14 protein-coding genes are annotated in these 20566 nt (G+C 75.9%); 10 read left to right on the top strand and 4 right to left on the bottom strand.

The features are described from left to right. Positions 1-52: 52 nt before the first annotated feature. Positions 53-475 (bottom strand): SgcJ/EcaC family oxidoreductase, encoded by a 423-nt coding sequence (locus ACFU7Y_RS17715; protein ID WP_224285161.1) that lies wholly within the window; start codon positions 473-475, stop codon positions 53-55. Positions 476-493: 18 nt separating this feature from the next. After that, positions 494-1228 (bottom strand): TioE family transcriptional regulator, encoded by a 735-nt coding sequence (locus ACFU7Y_RS17710; protein ID WP_380768666.1) that lies wholly within the window; start codon positions 1226-1228, stop codon positions 494-496. Between the two features lie 136 nt (positions 1229-1364). Here ACFU7Y_RS17710 and ACFU7Y_RS17705 point away from each other — a divergent pair, with 136 nt between their 5' ends. After that, a complete protein-coding gene (locus tag ACFU7Y_RS17705) occupies positions 1365-2519 on the top strand; it encodes an erythromycin esterase family protein (RefSeq protein WP_380768664.1) in 1155 nt (384 codons plus the stop codon). Here the strand turns inward: ACFU7Y_RS17705 and ACFU7Y_RS17700 are convergent. After that, on the bottom strand, positions 2432-3568 hold the full coding sequence (locus ACFU7Y_RS17700; protein ID WP_380768662.1) for a LysR family transcriptional regulator: 1137 nt from the start codon (positions 3566-3568) through the stop codon (positions 2432-2434). The genes ACFU7Y_RS17705 and ACFU7Y_RS17700 overlap by 88 nt on opposite strands. Before the next feature lie 71 nt (positions 3569-3639). On the opposite strand from ACFU7Y_RS17700, the gene ACFU7Y_RS17695 reads away from it, so the two are divergent. After that, positions 3640-4305, top strand: coding sequence for a maleylpyruvate isomerase family mycothiol-dependent enzyme (locus ACFU7Y_RS17695; protein WP_224284407.1), 666 nt, complete (start codon positions 3640-3642; stop codon positions 4303-4305). 47 nt (positions 4306-4352) lie between these two features. Here ACFU7Y_RS17695 and ACFU7Y_RS17690 read toward each other — a convergent pair whose 3' ends face one another. Then, positions 4353-4706, bottom strand: coding sequence for a hypothetical protein (locus ACFU7Y_RS17690; RefSeq protein ID WP_224284408.1), 354 nt, complete (start codon positions 4704-4706; stop codon positions 4353-4355). 139 nt (positions 4707-4845) lie between these two features. Between ACFU7Y_RS17690 and ACFU7Y_RS17685 the strand changes: the two genes are divergently transcribed. The 8 genes from ACFU7Y_RS17685 (at position 4846) to ACFU7Y_RS17650 (ending at position 20463) form a co-directional block, all read left to right on the top strand. Further along, entirely contained in the window at positions 4846-5967 is a 1122-nt protein-coding gene (locus ACFU7Y_RS17685; protein ID WP_224284409.1) for a PP2C family protein-serine/threonine phosphatase, read from the top strand. A gap of 466 nt (positions 5968-6433) precedes the next feature. Beyond that, positions 6434-7753, top strand: coding sequence for an MFS transporter (locus tag ACFU7Y_RS17680; protein ID WP_224284410.1), 1320 nt, complete (start codon positions 6434-6436; stop codon positions 7751-7753). Positions 7754-7875: 122 nt separating this feature from the next. Further along, positions 7876-9189, top strand: coding sequence for a non-ribosomal peptide synthetase (locus ACFU7Y_RS17675; RefSeq protein ID WP_380768660.1), 1314 nt, complete (start codon positions 7876-7878; stop codon positions 9187-9189). Positions 9190-9511: 322 nt separating this feature from the next. Continuing rightward, positions 9512-12607, top strand: coding sequence for an amino acid adenylation domain-containing protein (locus tag ACFU7Y_RS17670; RefSeq protein ID WP_380768657.1), 3096 nt, complete (start codon positions 9512-9514; stop codon positions 12605-12607). Between the two features lie 58 nt (positions 12608-12665). Continuing rightward, positions 12666-13841, top strand: a complete 1176-nt coding sequence (locus ACFU7Y_RS17665) for an acyl-CoA dehydrogenase family protein (RefSeq protein WP_224284122.1) — start codon at positions 12666-12668, stop codon at positions 13839-13841. 31 nt (positions 13842-13872) lie between these two features. Beyond that, positions 13873-15693, top strand: a complete 1821-nt coding sequence (locus ACFU7Y_RS17660; RefSeq protein WP_380768656.1) for a non-ribosomal peptide synthetase — start codon at positions 13873-13875, stop codon at positions 15691-15693. A 67-nt stretch (positions 15694-15760) separates the two neighbouring features. Beyond that, positions 15761-17623 (top strand): non-ribosomal peptide synthetase, encoded by a 1863-nt coding sequence (locus tag ACFU7Y_RS17655; RefSeq protein ID WP_380768653.1) that lies wholly within the window; start codon positions 15761-15763, stop codon positions 17621-17623. Further along, positions 17620-20463 (top strand): condensation domain-containing protein, encoded by a 2844-nt coding sequence (locus ACFU7Y_RS17650; RefSeq protein ID WP_380768652.1) that lies wholly within the window; start codon positions 17620-17622, stop codon positions 20461-20463. Before ACFU7Y_RS17655 ends, ACFU7Y_RS17650 begins: the two co-directional genes overlap by 4 nt. The last annotated feature ends 103 nt before the right edge of the window (positions 20464-20566 follow it).

Raw genomic sequence — 20566 nt, 5'->3', positions numbered from 1 at the left:
CTGCCACGACGGCGGCGCGCCCGGGCCTGTCCGGCAGCAACCGAACCGGTGGCTAGTCGGCGAGCACGCCGGTGTTCTGGCAGGCGTGCAGCAGCCACCGTCCGTCGCCCTGCCTGGTCATGACGTACAGCGGTGCCCCCTCCGAGTCGCCCGCCGCCGAGTGGTAGACCTGGCGGACCTTGACGGCGGCCACGTCGGGGCGGAGGAACTGGATGTGTACCGGCTCGTAGGTGACATTGCCGTCCCAGGTCGCGGCGGGCAGGACGGCTCGGGTGAACTCGGCGATCGCCTCCAGGCCGATCAGGACCTTGCCGTGCGCGGTGGTCCAGAGCGCTTCGGGGTGGAACAGGGCGAGGAAGGCGTCCGCGTCCTTGGCGCGCTGGGCACGCTCGACGGCGGCCACGACCCGTTCGATGGCCGAGATGTCCGCGTGCTCGGTGTCTGCAGGCTCGGTTGCTGCGGCTTCGGTGTTCATGCGGATCACTCTGTGACCTCAAGTGCCCTTGAGGTCAAGCCCGTCGGGACGCCCCGGGCGCAGTGTCAGGTAGTCGGCGAGGCAGGCCGAGGCGGTGAGCATCGTCAGGCCCCGGGTGGTGAGGCGCTGCTGCCAGCCGTCGACGGCGGCGGCCAACTCGTCGGTGCCGCCGGCCGTCCGGATCTGCCGCAGCACGGTGCCGATGCGGTCCAGCGGGTAGCCGCCCCGGCGGAGCAGGTGGGCGAGTTCGGCGTCGCGGACGTCGGCCGGGAGGTAGCGGCGGTGGCCGGTGGTGCGGTCCCGGCCGGGGGTGAGGATGCCGGCGGCCTCCCAGACCCGCAGGGTCGCGGGGGTGACGCCGAGCCGGTGCGCCACCTCGCCGACGGATCGGGGGCCGGGCAGCGCGGGAAGGCCGGTTCCGGTGGCGGCACCGTCGGTGAGGTGGCGGACGGCCGAGCGGACGGCGGCGAGGGTCTCCCGGTCGCGCAGCAACTGGGCGTGACCCCGGTCGAGTTCGGTGAGGGCGTCGTCGAGTCGCTCGGCATGGGCGGCGGTCATGACCGAGCCGGCGGTCGCGTGCCCGTACGCCGAGACGAGGGAGAGGTAGGCGCGTAGGGCGGACGCGTGCAGTTCGGTGTAGATCCGGTACCCGGTGGGCGTGCGTTCGGCGGGCGGGAGGCAGCCGTCGCGCTCGTAGTTGCGGATCGCCTGGGTCGAGATGCCGTGCTCGCGTGCGAGGTCGGTGGGGCGCATGGTCGTCTCCCGTTCCGGGCCGGGTGAGCGTTCGGAGCCGATCGGCCGGTGAGGGCTGATTGAGGGTTTCGGCGGCAGCTGAGCGGTAGTGGAGGGAAAAGTCTCAACCGTTCTTTCAAGGATACGCTTGAGGTCCATGAACCAGGACATGCATGACTTCGTCACCCCGGCGTGCGAGCTTCTGGGCCTCGGGGAGCCGACGCACCAGGAACCGGCGTTCGGGCGGGTCCGCAATCAGCTGTTCGCCCGGCTGGTCGACCGGGGCTTCCGGTCGATCGCCCTGGAGACCGACCGGGTGGCCGCGTTCGCCGTGGACGCCTACGTCCGGGAGGGTGTCGGCACCCTCGATTCGGCGATGGGGGAGGGCTTCACCCACGGTTTCGGGGAACTTGATCCCAACCGCCGACTCGTGGCATGGATGCGGGAGTTCAACCGGGAACGGCCGCCCGGCGAGCGGCTGGCCTTCCACGGCTTCGACGTCCCGAGCGAGACCACCAGCGCCCCCAGCCCGCGCCGCTACCTCGAACACGCCCGCGACTATCTGGGGCTCGACCTCGACGTGGCCGCGGTGGCGGGCGAGGACGAGCGCTGGAGCCGCACGGAGGCGGTGATGGATCCGGCCCAGTCTCCGGGCGGCACCGCCGAAGCCGAGCGACTGCGCTGCCTCGCCGACGACCTCCTGCTCCAACTCCACATGCGCGCACCGGAGCTGGTCGCCGCGACCTCGTCCGCCGAGTGGATCGCCGTCCGCGCCCGGCTGACCGCCGGGATCGGACTGCTGCGCTACCACGCGCAGTCGGCGGTCCGCGGTCTCACCCCGAGCGCCCGGATCAGCGCCCTGTCCGGCGTGCGGGACGCGCTGATGGCGCAGAACCTGCTCGACATCCGCGCGATCGAGGCCCGGCGCGGACCGACCCTGGTCTTCTCCCACAACCTGCACCTGCAGTGGAACCCGAGCGCCTGGGCGCTGGGCGAGCTGGACTGCCGGTGGTCCGGCGCGGGCCGCATCGTGGGCACCCTGCTGGGCGAGCGGTACGCCTTCGTCGCCGGGAGCCTGGGGCGCAGCGAGGCGATCGGGCTGGCCGATCCGGCGTCGGGCACGTACGAGGCCCACCTGCAGGGGCGCGGTGCGGTCTGGGAACTGACGGACACGGCGCTGCCGGCCGGTGCCCGTACACGCACCGACACCGTCCCGCGGCAGGGCTACTTCCCGCTCGACCGGGAGGTGCTCGACGGCGCGGTCGCGCTGCTGCACATCGCCGACGGGGCGGCGGTGCCGGCCGGAGACTGAGCGGCCGCCGGCCCCGGGTAGGCCTGCCGCAGGTGGGCCACCAGGGCGGCGGCCGGCGGCGAGGCGGGCTGCCCGGTCGGCCAGGCCAGCGCGATCCGGACCCGGGGGACGGGGTCGGCGAGCGGGCGCACCCGCAGACCGGGCACCGGGCCCGGGTCCGGCAGGACGGCCACGCCCAGGCCGTGTACGGCGAGTTCGGCCAACTGCGGTGGCGCGGCCGCCTCGACGCCGACCGTCGGATCGACACCGGCCTCGGCCAGCGCGCACTCCAGCGCGGTGCGCAGCCCGGTGCCGCGCGGGGTGCTCACCAGGGTGTGCCCGGCGAGCGCCGCGACCGGGAGCGCGTTCCGGCCGGGATCGGGGAAGTCGCCGGGATCGGGGGAGGCGCCGGGGCCGGGGAAGACGCCGGGATCGGGGAAGGCGCCGGGATCGGGGAAGGCGCCGGAACCGGTGCCGTCCGCGAGCGGATGCTGCTCCGCACAGGCCGCGACCAGCGGGACCTCCAGCACGGTGTGCAGCGCGAGCCCGGTCAGGGCCGACCAGCCGTCGTCGCCCTCCCGCCCGCTCGCGGGGGTGGGCAGGGCGACGACGGCGAGGTCCAGCCGGCCGTCGCGCAGGGCGCCGAGCATCCGCGCGGTGGTGTCCTCGGTGAGCGAGAAGTCGATGCCGGGGTGTGCCTGGCGGAAGGCGGCCAGCGTGGTGGCGAGTCCGGGGAAGGTCCCCAGCTCGGACGGCGGCGTCAGGGCCGCGCCGGCGACCATGCCCAGCCGCACGTGCCCGCGCCGCAGCCCGCCGAACTCCTCGGCCGTGCGGCGGGCCGCGGCCGCGGAGGCGAGCGCCGCCCGGGCGTGCGGCAGTACCGCCTCGCCGGCCGGGGTGAGCCGCACGGTGCGGCCCGAGCGGTCGAGCAGCCGGTGGCCCAGCTCCCGCTCCAGCTGCCGGATCTGGGAGCTCACCCCGGGCTGGGTCAGGTGCAGCAGCTGGGCGGCCCGGGTGAAGCTGCCGTGCTGGGCGACGGTGACGAAGTACTGGAGCTGCCGCAGTTCCATAACTCCTGATCATAGGTGCCAGAAATTCCCGGCCTTGGACGGGTGTACGGTTCCGGTCGCAGGCTGGACGCATGGAAACCGTGCCGCAGAACCAGGACACCGGGCAGATCCACTGGATCCGTGAGCAGATCGCGGCCGAGCGCCGTGAACTCGCCGAGGTGTTCGCCGCCCTCACCCCGGAGCAGTGGAACTCGCCGTCGCTGTGCGGAGGTTGGCGGGTCCGTGAGGTGGCCGCGCACATGAGTACCGGCTTCCGGCATTCGACGGCGCGCACGGTCCTCGAACTCGCCTGCTCCGGCGGCAACGTCCACCGCATGGCCGACCGGATCGCCCGCCGCGACGCCGCCGCCATGACCGAGCGCGACCTCGCCGCCGCCATGGCCGACCACGCCGACCACCCCTGGCGCCCGCCCGTCGGCGGCCGCATCGCGGCCCTCGCCCACGACGCCGTCCACGGCCTGGACATCACCGTGGCACTCGGTCTGCCCGCCCGGTTGCCGGTGGCGCGTACGAAGGCCCTGCTGGCCGGCGTCACACCCCGCACGCTGCGGTTCTTCGGGGCCCGGCTCGACGGAGTCCGGCTGGAGGCGACGGACACCGACTGGGCGTACGGCGAAGGTCCGCTCACCGTGGCGGGGCGGGCGGAGCACCTGCTGCTGCTCGCGTACGGGCGCCGGGTGCCGCAGGGCCTGCTGGCGGGGCCCGGCGCAGGGCGGTTCACAGCGGGCGGTTCGTAGTGGTCGGTCCGTGGTGCACGGTTGGCAGCGGACGGGTGAGCGGTGCCCTATCGACGGTCGGTGTTCAGCCACCGGGTGAGGGTGGCGTGCAGTAGCTCGGCCTGGGTGCGGTCCAGGACCACCGTCGTCAGGGATCCCGGCTCCCCCGAGCCCTCCTCGGCGGGCCGGCCGAGCCCCAGTCGCAGGTACTCCACCGGAGCCGGCCAGCCGTCCTCGGGCTCGGGCTCGTCGCCGAACCGGACGTCGGGGTGGCAGCGGTTGGGGATCGCGCTGAGCTCCAGCCAGCCCCCGCGGGGGTGGTCGGCGGCGGGGTTGACGTGCGAGCCCTGGTAGAGCCTCGGGGCGGGGCCGTCGCCGTCATCGGCGTCGGCGAGGTACAGCCAGGTGGCGAATATGGACATCGGGTTCTCCTCGGGGGACTCGGGGGCGGGGCCGAAGCCTGGGGAAGGACCGGGCGGCCGTCATGCGGGTTTCCGGGGCCCGTGACTACGATCGGAAGAAGTCCTTCCGGATGGTGGTGAGACGGAAGCCAGGTCGCCGATGGCCCCGAGGTCCGTGAAGTGGCCGCCGTACGTGCGGGTCGCGCCGTGGTTGCTGACCGCCGGCGGGCTGGTGTGGAACGCGCTGGATCCCACCGACTACTGGGGCGATCCGCTGCTGGCGGCGGCCGCCGTGCTGGCGGGGGCGCTGCTGGCGCTGCGGGACACCCTCGCGGTGGGAGTGGCCAATGTGCTCGGCATCCTGGTGCTGTCCACCCAGGACGGGTCGATCGGGACCCGGGCCGGCCACCTGGAGCTGGCGAACACGGTGTTCGCGGCGCTGCTCGGGATCTGGGTGAACCGCGTGATCGCCCGGCACGGACGGCGGCTGGCGCGGGTGCGGTCGGTGGCCGAGGCGGCGCAGCGCGCGGTGCTGCCGGAGCCGCCCGCGCGGGTGGGGCGGCTTTCGGTCGCGGCCTGCTACCGGGCCGCCCAGGACGAGGCGCTGATCGGCGGGGACGCGTACGCGTTGCAGGCCACCCCGTACGGCGTGCGCGGGCTGATCGCCGACGTGCGGGGCAAGGGGCTGCACGCGGTGGGGGTGGTCTCGGTGCTCCTGGGTGCCTTCCGGGAGGGCTCCCACCGCCTGCCGGACCTGGCCGCGCTCGCGGACGCGCTGGAGGGTTCGCTGCTGCGGGAGAGCGAGCGGATGAGCGAGGAGCTGCGGCTGGAGGGGTTCGTCACCGCGCTGCTGGTGGAGTTCCCGCCGGGCGAGGAGAGCGTGCGCACGCTCGACTGCGGGCATCCCGGCCCGTACCTGCTCGGCCCGTACCCGCGGGGCGGGGCCGGGCCCCGGGTGCGCCGGCTGGACGCGGCGGACCCGGGGCTGCCGCTGGGGATGGGCGGGCTGGGTGTGGCGCGTCCGGTGCCGGAGAGCCGGCCCTTTCCGGCCGGGAGCACCCTGCTGCTGGTGACCGACGGGGTCACCGAGGCCCGCGACGCGGCGGGCGAGTTCTACGACCCGGTGCTCGGCCTGGCCCCGCTGGGGCCGTTCTCCGGGCCGGGGGAGGTGTTGGACGCGCTGGTGGCGGACGTCGGGCGGTGGACCGGCGGGCCCAGGGACGACGACATGGCGGTGCTGGCGATCACGCACCGGGCCGAGGCGGCGGCGGAGGCGGACTGACGGCCGGCGGGCGACGCCTGCCGGATCCGGAGCCGGCCTGGGACGCGGATCACCGGAGGGCCTGATGCGGGGGTGGCGGACCGGGCCGGTCCGGGGGCGGCCCGGATCCGCCCGGGACCCCCTTCTACGGCTCGCTCCGGTCACGCCAATATCACGATGAGGTGACGGTCGGGCTGCACTCCATGGAATCCGGTCAAGTTGAGCGCCGCCGTCCGGTGGCTGGAAAGGCGGAGTCCGGATACCGGACAGTGAAATGGACCGGCGGACCCGGAAGCGATCAGGGCGCCCGTCGGGCCGTGCCGCCTTGGCCGACGGGCGTTGCGGACGGTGCGGCAGTGCCGGGAGCGGCCGTAAGGGGCGCGCAAGGGTCGGCCGGGGGAGTGGCGGGTTTCCGCCGACCTGCGGTCCGTCCGGAAACGAACCTGGTGCTTGCCCCGTGTCGAAGAGGTGACCGAGAGTCGCACCGATGAACGAGAAGCCTCGCCCCCGCCAGGCCCGTCTGCTCGGCCACCGCGATTTCCGGCTCCTGCTGACCGGAGCCGCGGCGGCCCAGACGGGCAGTCAGGTCACCCTGGTCGCCCTGCCGCTGGTGGCGGTGATGGTGCTGGACGCCACGCCGTTCCAGGTCGGCCTGCTGACCGCCGCCGAGACCGCCGCCTTCCTGCTCGTCGGCCTTCCGGCGGGCGCCTGGCTGGACCGGATGCGCAAGCTGCCGGTGCTGATCCGGGCCGATGTGGTGCGCTGCCTGGCCGTGGGGTCGATCCCGCCGGCCGCCGCGTTCGGGGTGCTGACCATGCCGCAGCTGTACCTGGTGGCACTGGTCACCGGGGTGGCGACGGTGTTCTTCGACGTCGCGCACCAGTCCTTCCTGCCCGCCGTCCTGCCGCGCGAGCAGCTGATCGGTGGGAACGGCGCACTGGAGACGGTCCGCTCCTCGGCGCAGATCGCCGGGCCGGGCCTCGGCGGCGGGCTGGTCCAGCTGCTCGGGGCGCCGCTCGCCATCGTGGCCGACGCCTGCGGCTACCTCGCCTCCGCGCTGTTGCTCGTCCGGATCAAGGCCGAGGAGCCGCGGCCGGAGCCCGAACCGGGGCGCTCGCTGCGCGCCGAGGTCGGGGAGGGCGTGCGGTTCGTCCTCGGCCACCCGTTGCTGCGGGCGATCGCGACCGCCACCGCTACGTCCAACCTGTTCTCCGCCGTGCTGACCGCCGTGCAGACGGTGTTCTGGGTGCGGGTGCTCGACCTGTCGCCGGGAGCCATCGGCGTGCTGCTGTCGGTCTCCGCCGTCGGCGGACTGGCCGGCGCGCTGTGTGCGGGGCAGCTCGCCCGGTGGATCGGGCAGGCCCGGCTGATCTGGCTGTCCACGGTGGTGACGGCGCCGTTCGCGCTGCTGTGGCCGCTGTCCGGCCGCGGCGCGGGGGTGGTGCTGTTCGGCCTGGCCTCCGGGGTGGTGCTGTTCGGCGCGGTGGCGTACAACGTCGCCCAGGTGAGCTTCCGGCAGAGCGTCTGCCCGCCGGAGCTGCTCGGCAGGATGAACGCCACCATGCGCTTCCTGGTGTGGGGCACCCTGCCGATCGGCGCCCTGGTCGGCGGAGTGGTCGCCGACGCGGCCGGGCCGCGCACCGCGCTCTGGCTCTGCGCCGCCGGCTTCCTGCTGGTGCCGCTGCCGCTGCTGCTCTCGCCGCTGCGGCGGATGCGCGAGCTGCCGGGCCCCGACCGCACGGCCGGGCATGCCGCGGGCGAGGACGCCGCCGACGAGGAGAGTGCCGTGAGCCCCACCGCGTCCTGACCGGGCGGCCCGCCCGTACCGCCCGGACCCGAGCCACGTGCCACCCGGACTGAGCAAGACCCTGGCCGATCCCCCGACCGATCCCCGATTCGATCCGCGACCGGAAACCGGAGACCGTCCCCGTGCACGCCAGTATCACCGCCGCCTACCTCGCCCGGTACCGCTCCGCCGCCGCCGAATCCCCGGTGGAGCTGCACCCGCTGACCGGCGCCCAGCGGCGGTTCCTGATCACCCGCCGGCTCGCGCCGCAGAGCCGCACCGACGTCGTCCCGCTGTTCTTCGCCTACCCGCGCGGCACCCTCGACCCGGAACGGCTGGCCCGCGCCGCGGCCGCGGTGGCCGCCCAGCACCCGGCGCTGTGCGGCGGCTTCGCGACGGTACGCGGCACGCCCGTGCTGCGCGCCGGCGGTCCCTCGGCCGCGGCCGCCCGGATCGCCGTCGCACCCGGGGTCACCGCGCGCGAGGCGCTGCGCGAGGCCCTGCTGGACTGGCCCGCCGACGGACCCGCGCTGCGCCTGCTGGTGGCCGCGGACCCGGACGGGGACGAGGAACTCCTCGCCCTCGCACTCGACCACGCGGCCTGCGACGAGCAGTCGCTCGGCGTGCTCACCGCCGAGCTCAGCGCGGCGTACGAGCAGGACGAGCCGCCGGCGGAGGGGCCCTCGCCCCAGGCGCTGGCCGACTACCGGCAGGCCGTCGAACTTCAGCTCGCCGCCGAGGACGCCGCCGGCGGCCCCACCGCGCAGGCTCACTGGGGCCGCCGGCTGGGCGGCCTGACCGGGGCGGGCGGCGGCGCGGCCACGTCCACCGGCATGCTCACCGAGCGGCTGCCCGCCGCCGGGGGCGCCGCCCGCGGCGCCGTCTTCCCGGCCCTGCTGGACGCGGCCGGCTCGGCCCTGCACCGGCTGCACCGGACGTCGGGGTCCCGCGGGCCGGAGGCCGGGGGAGGGCCGCTCGCGCTCGGCTACCCGTGGGGCGGCCGGCCGGCGGGTGCTCCCGCTGCGCTCGGCTGCTTCCTCAACACCCTGGTGCACCCGGCCACTTCGGGCCCGGCCGTGGACCTGGACGCCCTCGCGGACGCCTGGTGGAACGACCTGGACCAGGCCGGCACCCCCTTCGACGAGGTGGTCCGTGCCGCCCGCACTGCCGGGGCCGCATGGTCGGGTGCCCTGGACGCCCTGCTCACCCTGGAGGACCTGCACCGCCGCCCGCCGCTGGTGCTCGGCGGCACCTCCGGCCGGGAGACCCACCTGGACGGGCGTCCGCTCGCCGCGCCGCTGGCCGTCTCCGCCTCGCACGGCGACGACCTGCTGATCCGGCTGGCCTGGGACCGCGACCGCTTCCCCGAGGCGGACGCCCGGGCCGCCTTCGGCGAACTGCTCGCCGTGCTGCGGCACCACCTGCACACCCGGCCGAGCCTGGCCCCGCAGGCCTGACCACGTCGGCGGCAACAGGCGCCGACCGCCGGTTCACCACCCTCGACCACCCCCTGACCGACCGCTCGCTCCCGTACGCCCGTGCCCGCACGCCAGAACCCGCGGGCCCCGAACTCCCACGCCGGATCCACCATGGCGGATCCACCATGGCGGATCCACCACGCCCGTCCGCGCGCGTCCGACACGCCGCCGGACGGGACCCCCGGACTCCGGGCCGCACCTCACCCCGGTGCGGCCCGGCCCACCGGCCGGAGCAGGAACACCCCACGCCCGCCTCCGGCCAACGCAGTGCCGACACGCCCACCACACAAGGGAGTTGACCATGTTCGCACTCTCTCCGTCGCAAGAGATCGTCTGGCTGCACGAACAGATGCTGCCGGGCAGCCGCGCCTACAACTTCACCGCCGTCCTCGACCTGTGGGGCGCCCTCGACCGGGAGGCCCTGCACGCCGGCCTGGCCGCCGTGCTGGCCCACCACCCCGGTCTGCGGCTGGAGTTGGTGCCCAGGCCGGAGGGCCTGCCCGGCCAGCGGGTCGCCGAAAGCTGCGAACCGGAGCTGCGCCACAGCGACTTCGCCGCCGAGCAGGACCCGGAGGCCGCCTTCCGCCGGCTGCTCGCCGCCGAGGCCGAGGAGCCCCTGGACGCCGAGCGGGCGCCGGTGCTGCGCTGGCACCTGGTCCGGCTCGGCGAGGACCACCACCGGCTGATCCACGTCGAGCACCACCTCGTCCACGACGGTCACTCCTTCGCGATCCTGCTGCGCGACCTGTTCACCGTCTACCGCGCCACCGTCCTCGGCGAGCCCTACGAGCTGCCCGCCGCCCCCTCGTACGAGGAGCACGCCCGCGCCGCCGCCGACCTCCCCCGGGACCGCGGACTCGACTTCTGGGCCACGGAGCTGGCCGACGCGCCGCGCGAGGTCACCCTGCCCGGGCTGGCCCGGCCGGGCGCCGAACGGCGCCACCGCGGCGGCCAGCTGCGCCAGTCGATCGGCGCCGACCTGGCCGAGCGGCTGCGCGAACGCAGCAAGGCGGACGGCCACACCCCGTTCAGCACCCTGCTCGCCCTGTTCGCCGAACTGCTGCGCCGGCACAGCGGCCACCGCGAGCTGGTGATCGGCACCGCCGTCGGCAACCGCCCGGAGGGCTTCGAGGGCACCGTCGGCATGTTCGTCAACACCGTCCCGCTGCGCCTGCGGCTCGACCCGCAGGCCCCCGGCACCGAGGCCGTGGACGAGGTGACCGACGTCCTGCTGCGCGCGCTGCCGTACCAGGACCTGCCGGTCCAGGAGCTGACCCGCCGGCTGGGACTGCACACCACCGGCGCCGACAACCCGCTGTTCAACGTGATGTTCAGCGCGCACGACGCGGCGCTGCCCGACGTCCAGGCGCCCGGGCTGGAGGTCTCGCTGTACGAGGGCTTCAACACCGGCACCACCCGCTTCGACCTCGACCTGGTGCTGCTGCCCGACGACCGCCGGGTGGTCGGCGAGAAGCACGGCGCCGCCGGGATGACCCTGGTCTGGGACTACGACGCCGACCTGTTCCGCGAGTCCGAGGCGGTGCTGCTGTCCGAGCGACTGCTGGAGCTGCTGCGCTGCTACCTGGACCGCCCGCAGACGCCGATCGCCGAACTCGCCCCCGCGCCCGAGGCCGCACCGGCCACCCCGGTCAGCCCGGCCGCGCTCGACCCGGCCGCCGCCCACGACCCGACCTCGCTCGCCCTGCTGGCCGGCACCGAACGGATCAGCTACGGCGAACTCGACCGCCGGGTCACCGAACTGGTCGAGCGGCTGCGCGCCGCCGGGGTCGCCCCCGGCCAGCCGGTGGCCACCGTGCTGCCGCGCGGCGCGGACAGCGTGGTCGCCCTGCTCGCCTGCCTGCGGCACGGCGCCGTGTACGCGCCGCTGTCCACCGAGGACCCGGCCGCCCGGCTCGGGCTGCTGCTGGAGCGGCTGAGCCCGGCGCTCGTCCTGGCCACCCGGCAGAGCGCGCTGGCACTGCCCGCCGAGGGCGTGACCCCGGCGCTGCTGGACGGCCCCGCCTTCCCGAAGGCCGAGCCCGCCGCCGTACTGGACGGCGCCGCCTACGTGATCCACACCTCCGGCTCCACCGGCGTGCCCAAGCCCGTCCTGGTCGGCCGCGAGGCCCTCGCCGGGTACGTCGCCGCGATCGCCGCACGCTATGGACTCACCGCCGCCGACCGGGTGCTGCTGTTCGCCCGGCCGTCCTTCGACGTGGCCCTGGAAGAGGTGCTGCCCGCCCTGGCGGCCGGCGCCGCCCTCGTCGTGCCGCAGCGCGAGGTGCCCACCGGGCCCGAGCTGGTGGCCGCGCTGGCCGCCCGCGGCGTCACCGTCGCCAACCTGCCGACCAGCTACCTGCTCGCTGTCCGCGAGGACCTGTGCGAGGCACTGCGCGACGGCCGCTGGGCTCCCCGGCTGCTGGTGCTCGGCGGTGAGCGGCTGCCCGCCCGGGCACTGGCCGGCCTGACCGAGGCCACCACCGTGCTGAACGCCTACGGCGTCACCGAGGCCACCGTCACCTCCACCGTGTACGAGGTCACCGCCGCCGACGTCGCCGAGGACGGCGAGATCCCGCTCGGCGCCGAACTGGACGGCGTGCGCATCCACGTCCTGGACGACACGCTGCGCCCGCTCGCCCCCGGCTGCGTCGGCGAACTCGCCGTCGGCGGAGCCCTGTTGGCCGAGGGCTACCTGGGCCTGCCGGAGCCGACCGAGGCCCGGTTCGTGAGCGTCCCCGCGCTCGGCGGCGCCCGGGTCTACCGCACCGGCGACCGCGGCTACCGCGACCTGGACGGGCGGCTGCGCTTCCTCGGCCGCGCCGACAACCAGGTCAAGCTGCGCGGCCACCGGATCGAACTGGAGGAGATCGAGGCCGCTGCCTCCGCCGAACTCGGCGGCCGCTCCTGCGCGGTGCTGCTGCACACCGACCCGCAGACCGGCCCGCGGCTGGTCGGCTTCCTGGAGGGCGCCGACCGCCCCGACCAGGCCGCCCTGCACGAGGCGCTCGCCCGCCGGCTGCCCGGCGGACTCGTCCCGGCGAGCTGGACGGCCGTCGCCGCGATGCCGACCCTGCCGGGCGGCAAGCCCGACCGGACCGCCCTCGCCCGCCTGGTGGCGGAGGCTTTGGAGGCTCCTGAGGCGGAGGAGGGCGCGCCGAGCGAGTTCACCGACCCCGGTCAGCAGCTGATCGCGGCCGCCTGGCGCGAGGTGCTCGGCCACGACCGCTTCACCGCGGACTCGCACTTCTTCGAGGTCGGCGGTCACTCGCTGCTCGCTGCCCAGCTCGCCGCGTACCTGGAGCCGCACCTCGGCAGCCGCCCGCCGCTGCGCACCCTGTTCCGCCACGCCGTGCTGGCCGACCAGGCCCGCGCCCTCACCGCAGGAGACGCCAAGTGAACGAGCGAAGCGAGTGCGCACGGGTTAGTGCCCCTGCCGAGCACGGCGAGGTGGGAGCATGACCGCCCCCTCCGCCGTCCTGGAAGACGGCCACCGCGAACTCGTCGAGGCCTTCGAGAGCTTCGTTCGGCGCGAACTCGTCCCGCTGGCCGCGGAGTTGCCAGAGACCGCCGACCAGGTGCCGGCCGACCTGCGGGCCTACGTCCGCAAGCGCTCCGCCGCACTCGGCTTCTACGCCGGCGACTACCCCGAGGAGCTCGGCGGCGCCGACATGCCGTTCACCGCCGTCGTCCTGCTGCACCACGCCGCCGGGCGCAGCGGCTGCGTGCTCGCCCCGTACGCGCTGGCCGGCTCCGACGGGCCCAGCCCGCTGCTGCGACACGGCACCCCCGAGCAGGTCGAGCGCCACCTCGTCCCGCTGGTGCGCGGCGAACAGACCCGCTGCCTCGCCCTCACCGAGCCGCACGCAGGCTCCGACGCGTTCCGCCTCACCACCACCGCCGTGAGCACCGGCGACGGCTGGGTGCTGAACGGCCGCAAGACCTTCGTCAGCAACGCCGAGCACGCCGGGATCGCGCTGGTCGTCGCCGCCACCGACCTCGGCGACGGGGCCGGCCCCGCGGCCGGGGCCACCGCCTTCGTGCTGCCGATGGACCAGCCCGGGCTGCGGATCGGCCAGCGCTACGAGGGCATGTCCGGCGAGCCGCTGTTCGAACTGCTGCTGGACGGGGTCACCGTCGGCCCGGAGGCCGTGATCGGCGGCGAGGAGGGGGTCGGCGCGGCCACCGCCCTCGCCATCGACAGCCTCTCGCGCGGCCGCCTGGTGGTCGCCGCGATGTGCAACGGCATCGCCGAGCACGCGCTGCGGATCGGCGTCGAGTACGCCAAGGACCGCCGCGCCTTCGGCCGGGTGATCGGCGAGTACCAGCACGTCCAGGAGCACCTGGTCACCACCCGGGCCGAGGTCGAGGCCTCCAAGCTGCTCACCCTCGCCTGCGCCCGGCTGGTCGACGAGGGCACCGAGTCGCCCGAGAACGCGGCGCTCGCCAAGCTCACCGCCTCCGAGACCGCCGTGCGCGCGGTGGACCGCTCGCTCCAGGTGCACGGGGCCACCGGCTGGGTGCGCGGGCACCCGCTGGAGTTCCTGTACCGCTACGTCCGGATGACCACGATCATCGAGGGGACCTCGGAGGTCCAGAAGGTGATCATCGCCCGTTCCATGGGCCTGAACTGACGGTACTTACGTCACCTTCCTGGAGATGATGATGGAAAACCTTGACAAGGAAGCCCGGAGCGCGGAGGGCCTGAGCATCGGGTACGGTCGTCCGCACCAGGACGGCGCGGTGCTCGACCTGTTCACCGACTGGGTGCACCGCACCCCCGACGCCCCCGCACTGATCGACGGCGACCAGGTCCACAGCTACGCCGAACTCGACCGCCTCGCCGACACCGTGGCCGAGGCCCTGCGCGGCAAGGTCGGCCCGGGGGACCTGCTCGGCGTCTGCCTCGACCACTCGGTCTCGCTGGCCGCCGTCACCCTGGCCGCCGCCAAGCTCGGCGCCGTCCACCTGCCGCTCGGTCCGCGCCCCGGCGAGCGCCGGCTGCGCGCCGTCGCCGAGCAGCTGCGCCCCGCCTGCCTGGTCGGCGCGCCGGACCTGCTGCCGCCCGGCGGAGAGCGGCTGCCGCTGGACCTGCCCACCGGCGGCGTGGTGGCCGCCCTGGCCCCCGGCGGGCAGGTGCGCGTCCCGGCCGGCACCCACTACGCGGTGCTCACCTCCGGCTCGACCGGCACCCCGAAGGCCGTCGCCGTCACCGAGCCGGCGCTCGGCGCACTGCTGCACTGGTACCGCGAACTGACCGGCCTCGGCCCCGGCGAGCGGCACAGCCTGCTGATCGGCGTCGCTTTCGACCCGCACGTGCTGGAGCTGTGGGCCGGCCTCACCTCCGGCGCGGCCCTGGTCGTCGCCCCCGAGGCGGTCCGCTGGGACACCGGCGCGCTCACCGACTGGTGGCGCGACGCCGGCGTCACCGTGTCCATCCTGCCCACCCCGCTGGCCGAGCCCGTCCTCGGCCGGCCCTGGCCCGCCGGCCTGGCGCTGCGCCACCTGGTGATCGGCGGCGACCGGCTGCGCCGCGCCCCCGGGCCCGACGTCACCGCGACCGTCCACAACGCCTACGGCCCGGCCGAGGCCACCGTCACCACCACCACGCACACCATGGCCCCCGGCGGCGACCACGGCGCGGGCGCCCCGCCGATCGGCCTGCCGATCGACGGCGCCGTCCTCCTGGTCACCGACGAGGACGGCCGCCCGGTGCCGCGCGGCACGGCCGGCGAGCTGCGGATCGGCGGCCGCGGCCTGGCCGCCGGGTACCTCGACCCCGAGCTGACCGCCCGCCGCTTCGTCGACGCGCCCGCCGGCGTGGTCGGCACCGACCGGGTCTACCGCACCGGCGACCGGGTGGTCATGCGGCCGGACGGCGTGCTGGAGTTCCACGGCCGCCTCGACGACCAGGTCAAGGTCAGCGGCGTGCGGATCGAACCGGCCGAGGTCGAGACCGCCTTCGAACGCGACCCGGCGGTGCGCCGGGCGGTGGTCGCCGCCGAGCAGACGCCGACCGGTGGGGTCCGGCTGCTCGCCTTCGTCCAGGCCGAGGGCGGTGCCGACCCCGCTGCGCTGCTCGACGCCGTCCGCCCCTGGCTGCCCGAGCAGGCCGTGCCCTCCGTCGTCCGGCTGGTGGAGCGCTTCCCGCTGGACGCCAACGGCAAGGTGGACCGCCAGGCCCTGCTGGCCGACGCTTCGGCGGCGGACCGAGGCGAGGAGGCCCTGACGGGCGAGGGGAGCACCCTGGTCGAGCGCACCGTGCTGAAGCTCTGCCGCGAGCTGATCGGCCGCGCCGACCTCGGTCCGGAGGACAACTTCCTGGCCGCGGGCGGAAATTCGCTCGCCGCGGCGAGATTCCTGGAGGCTCTGGAGAACGAGTACGGCGTACGGCTGCGCGCCCCCCTGGTGCTGCGCCAGCCGGACCTGGGGGCCGTCGCCCGGCTGGTCGAGGAGCGGGTGGCCGCCCTGGCCGCGACCGCCTGAGCCCGCCCCAACCTCCTCAGCGGGGCGCCCCGGCCCACCCGGCCGGGGCGCCCGGAAGGGAACCACCATGACCACCGCGACCACGTCCACCGCGACCACCACGGACCCCGTGACCACGACGAACCCCGCGGCCTCCGCTACCCCGTCCGACCGGACCGCCGAGGCCCTGCCCGTGCTGCCCGCCCTGATCGCCCGGCAGGCCGAACGCCGGCCCGACGCGCTCGCCGTGACCGACGGCTCCACCGTCCTCACCTACCGCGAACTCTCCGACGCCTCAGGCCGGTTGGCCGCCGTCCTGGCCGCCCGGGGGATCGGCCCCGGCAGCGCCGTCGGCCTGCTGTGCGCCCGCTCGACCCGGCTCGTCGTCGCCCAGCTCGCCGTCTGGCGGGCCGGCGCACTGGTCGTCCCGCTCGACCCGGCCTACCCGCGCCCGCGGATCGCGGAGATGACCGCCGACGCGGACGTCCGGCTCGTCCTCGGCGACAAGGGCCTGCTCGCCGAGGCCGGGCTCCCCGAGGAGCGCACCCTGGTGCTGACCGAGCGCGGCACCGAGGCCACCGACGGCACGGCACCCGACGCCGCCGACCCGGCCGCGCCCGCCCTGCTCTACTACACCTCCGGCTCCACCGGCCGCCCCAAGGGCGTTCTCGTCCCGCACAGCGCCGTCGCCGACCTGGTCACCGCCGAGGACGCGTTCGCCCTCGGCCCGCGCGACCGGGTGCTCTTCCACTCCACCGTCTCCTTCGACGCCGCCACCTTCGAACTGTGGGCCCCGCTCGCCCGCGGCGCCGCCGTGGCCGTCTCCCCGAGCGAGTGGCCCAGTGCCGAGGACCTGGTCCGTGACATCGAGCGCTTCGGCGTCACCACCGTCTTCCTCACCACCGCGCTCTTCCACCACCTGGCCGCCCGGCGCTCCCGGGTCTTCGGCGTGCTGCGCACCCTGGCCGTCGGCGGAGAGGCGATCTCCTCCGAGCACGCGGGCGCCGTGCTGCGGGCCTTCCCCTGGCTCGAACTGGTCAACGTCTACGGGCCGACCGAGGCCACCACCTTCACCACCCTGCACTGGGTCACCCAGGCCGACTGCGCCGGCTCCGTCCCGATCGGCCGGACCTTCGGCGGCGCCCGCGCGTACGTCCTGGACGAGCAGCTCGCGCCGGTGGCGCCGGGCAGCGTCGGCGAACTGTGGATCGCCGGCGACCGGCTGGCCCTCGGCTACCTCGGCCGGCCGGAGCTGACCGCCGACCGCTTCCGCGAGCTGCCGGGCATCGGCCGCGCCTACCGCAGCGGCGACCGGGTCCGCCGACTGCCGGACGGCTCCCTGGAGTACCACGGGCGCACCGACGACCAGGTCAAGGTGCGCGGCTTCCGGATCGAACCCGGCGAGGTCGAGCACGCGCTGCTCCAGCTGCCCGAGGTCGCCGAGGCGGCGGTCGTGGTCCGCCGGGCCGGGCAGGCCGACGCCGCGCTCACCGCCTGCCTGGTGCTCGCCGAGGGCGCCCGCCCGGCCGTCGAGGCACTGCGCACCCGCCTGGCCGAGCAGCTGCCCGCCCACCTGGTGCCCACCACCTGGACCGTGCTCGCCGCGCTGCCGCTGACCGGCAGCGGAAAGGTGGACCGGCGGGCGCTGGCCGCCGACGAGCCGGCCGAGGCGCGGCCGTCCGCCGGCGCCGAGCTCGGTCCGATCCAGCAGGTCGTCGCCGACGCGTGGAGCCGGGCCCTGGAACGCCCGATCACCGACCCGGCCGCCGACTTCCTCGCCGAGGGCGGCCACTCGTTGCTCGCCATGTGGGTGGTGGACGACCTGCGCGAGGACCTCGGGGTCGAGCTGTCGCTCGCCGACTTCCTCGGCCACCCGACCGTCGCCGCCCAGGCCGAGCTGCTGGAGCGCGCCCTGCGGGCCGCCGACGACACCCCGGAAGGCGACCGATGAGCACCGTCGACCAGACCGACCTGCTGCGCCGCGCCCGCAACCGCCGCGCCGCGACCGCCGTCACCGCCGCCACCTCCACGCCGGAGGCCGACCCCATCGTGCCCAGCGGCCCGGCCCCGCTCTCGCACGCCCAGCAGCGGATGTGGCTGATGGACCACCTCGGCCAGGGCGGCGCCCTCTACAACGTGCCGCTCGCCACCCGCCTGCGCGGCCCGCTCGACCACCCGGCCCTCGCCACCGCGATCACCGGCCTGACCGAGCGGCACGCCGTCCTGCGCACCCGCTACCCGCGCCGGGGCGACGAGCCGTACCAGCAGATCGACCCGGTCGTCCCGGTGCCGCTGCCGGTCCTGGACGCCACCGGTCCGGAACAGCTCGCCGCCGAGGCCGCCCGGCCGTTCGACCTCGCCACCGGCCCGGTGCTGCGGGCCCTGCTCCTGCGGCACGGACCCGACGACCACACGCTCCTGCTGACCATCCACCACATCGCCGTGGACGGCGGTACGCTGCGGTTCCTCACCTCGGACCTCGCCGCGCTGTACCGCTCCGCGCGCGACGGCGTGCCGAACCGGCTCCCGCCGCCGGCCCCCTCGTACGCCGACTACGCCCGCCAGGAGCGCGGCCGCGAGGCCGAGCTGACGGCCACCGCCGGCGTCCTCGCGGCCAGGCTGTCCGGCGCCCGGCCGCTGTCCCTGCTGCGGCCCGTCCCGCCCGGCGCCCGGGAGCGCCGCGCCGCGCTGCACGCCGCCCCGCTGGAGCCGGCCGTGGTGGAACAGCTGCGCGTCCTCGGTGCGCGGCACGGCGCGACGCTGTACACCGTCGTGCTGGCCGCCGCGTTCGCCGCGCTGGGCATCGCCTCCGGGCAGGACGACCTCGTCCTCGGCTGCGCCAGCGGTCACCGGGCGCGGCCCGAGTTCCGCCGGACCGTCGGACTCGCGGTCAACACCCTCGCCGTGCGGGCGAACCCGTCCGGAGATCCGTCGTTCGTCGAACTGCTCGGCCTGGTCCGCACCGCCCTGCTCGACGCGCAGCAGCACCACGAGGTGCCGCTCGACCTGGTGGTCGAGCAGCTCGGTGCGGCCGCCCGCGGCGCGGACGGCACCCCGCTGCTCTCGGTCAGCTGCGACCTGGTCCAGACCGTCGACCCGCTGGTGCTGCCGGGCCTCGACACCGAGAACGTGGAACTCGACCTGGGGCTGGCCAAGTTCGGCCTCACCATGCTGGTGGAGGACAGCCCGGCGCCCCGCTGCCTGCTGCAGCACGACCGGGACGCGCTGGACGAGACCACCGCCGCCCGGCTGCTCGGCGCCTTCGCCGAACTGCTCACCGCCGTGGCCGGCGACCCGGAACGGCGGCTGTCCGAACTGCCCGGAGAGCGGTTGGCGGCCGCCGAACACCCGGTCGTGGAAGCCCTGTCGGCCGACCCCGCGGTGGTCGAGGCGGCCGTGGTCGAGAACCCCGACGGCCCGCCGCTCGCCTACGCGGTGGTCCGTGGCGCGGTCGTCCCGAGCGGCACCGCCCTGCGGGCCGCCCTGCGCGGGCGCCTCCCGGCCACCGAACTGCCGCTCGCGGTCACCCTCGTGGACCGGCTGCCCCGCCACCCCGACGGCACCCCCGACCGCGACCGGCTGCCCGGCGCCACCCCGCTGCCCGGTGCCGCTGCCCCGGCGGAGGGCCCGCTGGAGGAGGGCCCGCTGGACGCCGTACGGCAGGCCTTCGGCGAACTTCTCGGCGCGACCCCGCCCGCCGACGGCGACTTCTTCGCCCTCGGTGGCCACTCCCTGGTCGCCGTCCAGCTCGCCGAACGCCTGCGCACCCGCACCGGGCTGCCGCTCACCGGCCTCGACATCCTGGAGCAGCGCACCCCGCGCGCCCTCGCCGTCCTGCTCGCCACCCGCGCCGACGAGCGCCGCGCCGCGCTCGCCCGGGCCGGCGCCCGCCCGCAGGCCACCGGCGCCCGCACCGGCACCGTCCTGCTCACCGGCGCCACCGGCGGGGTCGGCGCGGCCGTGCTCCAGGAGCTGATGGCCCAGGGCCGGCCGGTCCGGGTGCTGGTCCGGCCCGAGTCCGCGCACCTGCCCGCGCTGAACGGCGCCGAGGTGGTGGAGGGAGACCTCGGCGACGTCGACAGCCTGCGCCGGGCGGTCGAGGGCGCCGATGCCGTCATCCACTCCGCCTGCACCTTCACCGACCACGCCACCGACCTCGCCGCGATGCGCGCGCTGGTCGACGGCTGGCGGGGCGGCCCGTTCGTCTTCGTCAGCAGCATCGACGCGTACGGCCGCCCGACGGGCACCGAGGTTGCCGAGGGCAGCCCCAGCGGCGCGGCCGTCACCCCGTACGGGCAGGCCAAGCTGGACTGCGAGCGGATCCTCTTCGAGGCCGCCGCCACCGGTCGGGGCCAGGCCGTCGCCGTCCGCTCCCCGATCGTCTGGGGCCCGCACCACCGCCTGCGCGACCAGCTCCGCTGGGGCTCCACCGGCGCCCTCTACCAGGCCGCCCTGGCCGGCCGACCGATCGGTCTGCCGGCCGCCGACGAGTGGTACGGCGCCTCCTGGGTGCACGCCGCCGCCCTGGCCCGCGCCCTCACGGCCTGCCTCTCCCCGGACCACCCCGCCGTCGGCCGGGTCGTCAACGCGGTGAGCGGACACGTCTCCTGGGCCGACTTCAGCACCGAACTGGTCCGCCTGCTCGGCTCCGGCAGCCCGGTCACCGCCACCCCCGACGCCGACGGGGAACTCCGCCGCCCCTGGCACTACCGGGCGGACACCCTGGCCGGTCCCCTCGCCCCCGAACCGGGCGAGGACTGGCGCAGCGTCCTGGCGGCCATGGTCCGCTGAGCCCCGTCGCGGGCGGGGGGGGGCCGGGGGGCCGCCCCCCCCCCCCCCCCACCCCGGGTTCCCCGGGGGGCCGGGGGGGGGGCCGTGGGACGAGAAGGGGAGA

The sequence above is a fragment of the Kitasatospora sp. NPDC057542 genome, assembly GCF_042801945.1.
GTDB lineage: Bacteria > Actinomycetota > Actinomycetes > Streptomycetales > Streptomycetaceae > Kitasatospora.
This window is presented reverse-complemented; position numbering and strand designations above follow the sequence as displayed.

What these genes read in the sequence shown, in the direction of transcription:
- ACFU7Y_RS17715 (WP_224285161.1), bottom strand. Translation starts at nt 475, where the DNA reads ATGAACACCGAAGCCGCAGCAACCGAGCCTGCAGACACCGAGCACGCG.
- ACFU7Y_RS17710 (WP_380768666.1), bottom strand. Translation starts at nt 1,228, where the DNA reads ATGCGCCCCACCGACCTCGCACGCGAGCACGGCATCTCGACCCAGGCG.
- ACFU7Y_RS17705 (WP_380768664.1), top strand. Translation starts at nt 1,365, where the DNA reads ATGAACCAGGACATGCATGACTTCGTCACCCCGGCGTGCGAGCTTCTG.
- ACFU7Y_RS17700 (WP_380768662.1), bottom strand. Translation starts at nt 3,568, where the DNA reads ATGGAACTGCGGCAGCTCCAGTACTTCGTCACCGTCGCCCAGCACGGC.
- ACFU7Y_RS17695 (WP_224284407.1), top strand. Translation starts at nt 3,640, where the DNA reads ATGGAAACCGTGCCGCAGAACCAGGACACCGGGCAGATCCACTGGATC.
- ACFU7Y_RS17690 (WP_224284408.1), bottom strand. Translation starts at nt 4,706, where the DNA reads ATGTCCATATTCGCCACCTGGCTGTACCTCGCCGACGCCGATGACGGC.
- ACFU7Y_RS17685 (WP_224284409.1), top strand. Translation starts at nt 4,846, where the DNA reads ATGGCCCCGAGGTCCGTGAAGTGGCCGCCGTACGTGCGGGTCGCGCCG.
- ACFU7Y_RS17680 (WP_224284410.1), top strand. Translation starts at nt 6,434, where the DNA reads ATGAACGAGAAGCCTCGCCCCCGCCAGGCCCGTCTGCTCGGCCACCGC.
- ACFU7Y_RS17670 (WP_380768657.1), top strand. Translation starts at nt 9,512, where the DNA reads ATGTTCGCACTCTCTCCGTCGCAAGAGATCGTCTGGCTGCACGAACAG.
- ACFU7Y_RS17665 (WP_224284122.1), top strand. Translation starts at nt 12,666, where the DNA reads ATGACCGCCCCCTCCGCCGTCCTGGAAGACGGCCACCGCGAACTCGTC.
- ACFU7Y_RS17660 (WP_380768656.1), top strand. Translation starts at nt 13,873, where the DNA reads ATGGAAAACCTTGACAAGGAAGCCCGGAGCGCGGAGGGCCTGAGCATC.
- ACFU7Y_RS17655 (WP_380768653.1), top strand. Translation starts at nt 15,761, where the DNA reads ATGACCACCGCGACCACGTCCACCGCGACCACCACGGACCCCGTGACC.
- ACFU7Y_RS17650 (WP_380768652.1), top strand. Translation starts at nt 17,620, where the DNA reads ATGAGCACCGTCGACCAGACCGACCTGCTGCGCCGCGCCCGCAACCGC.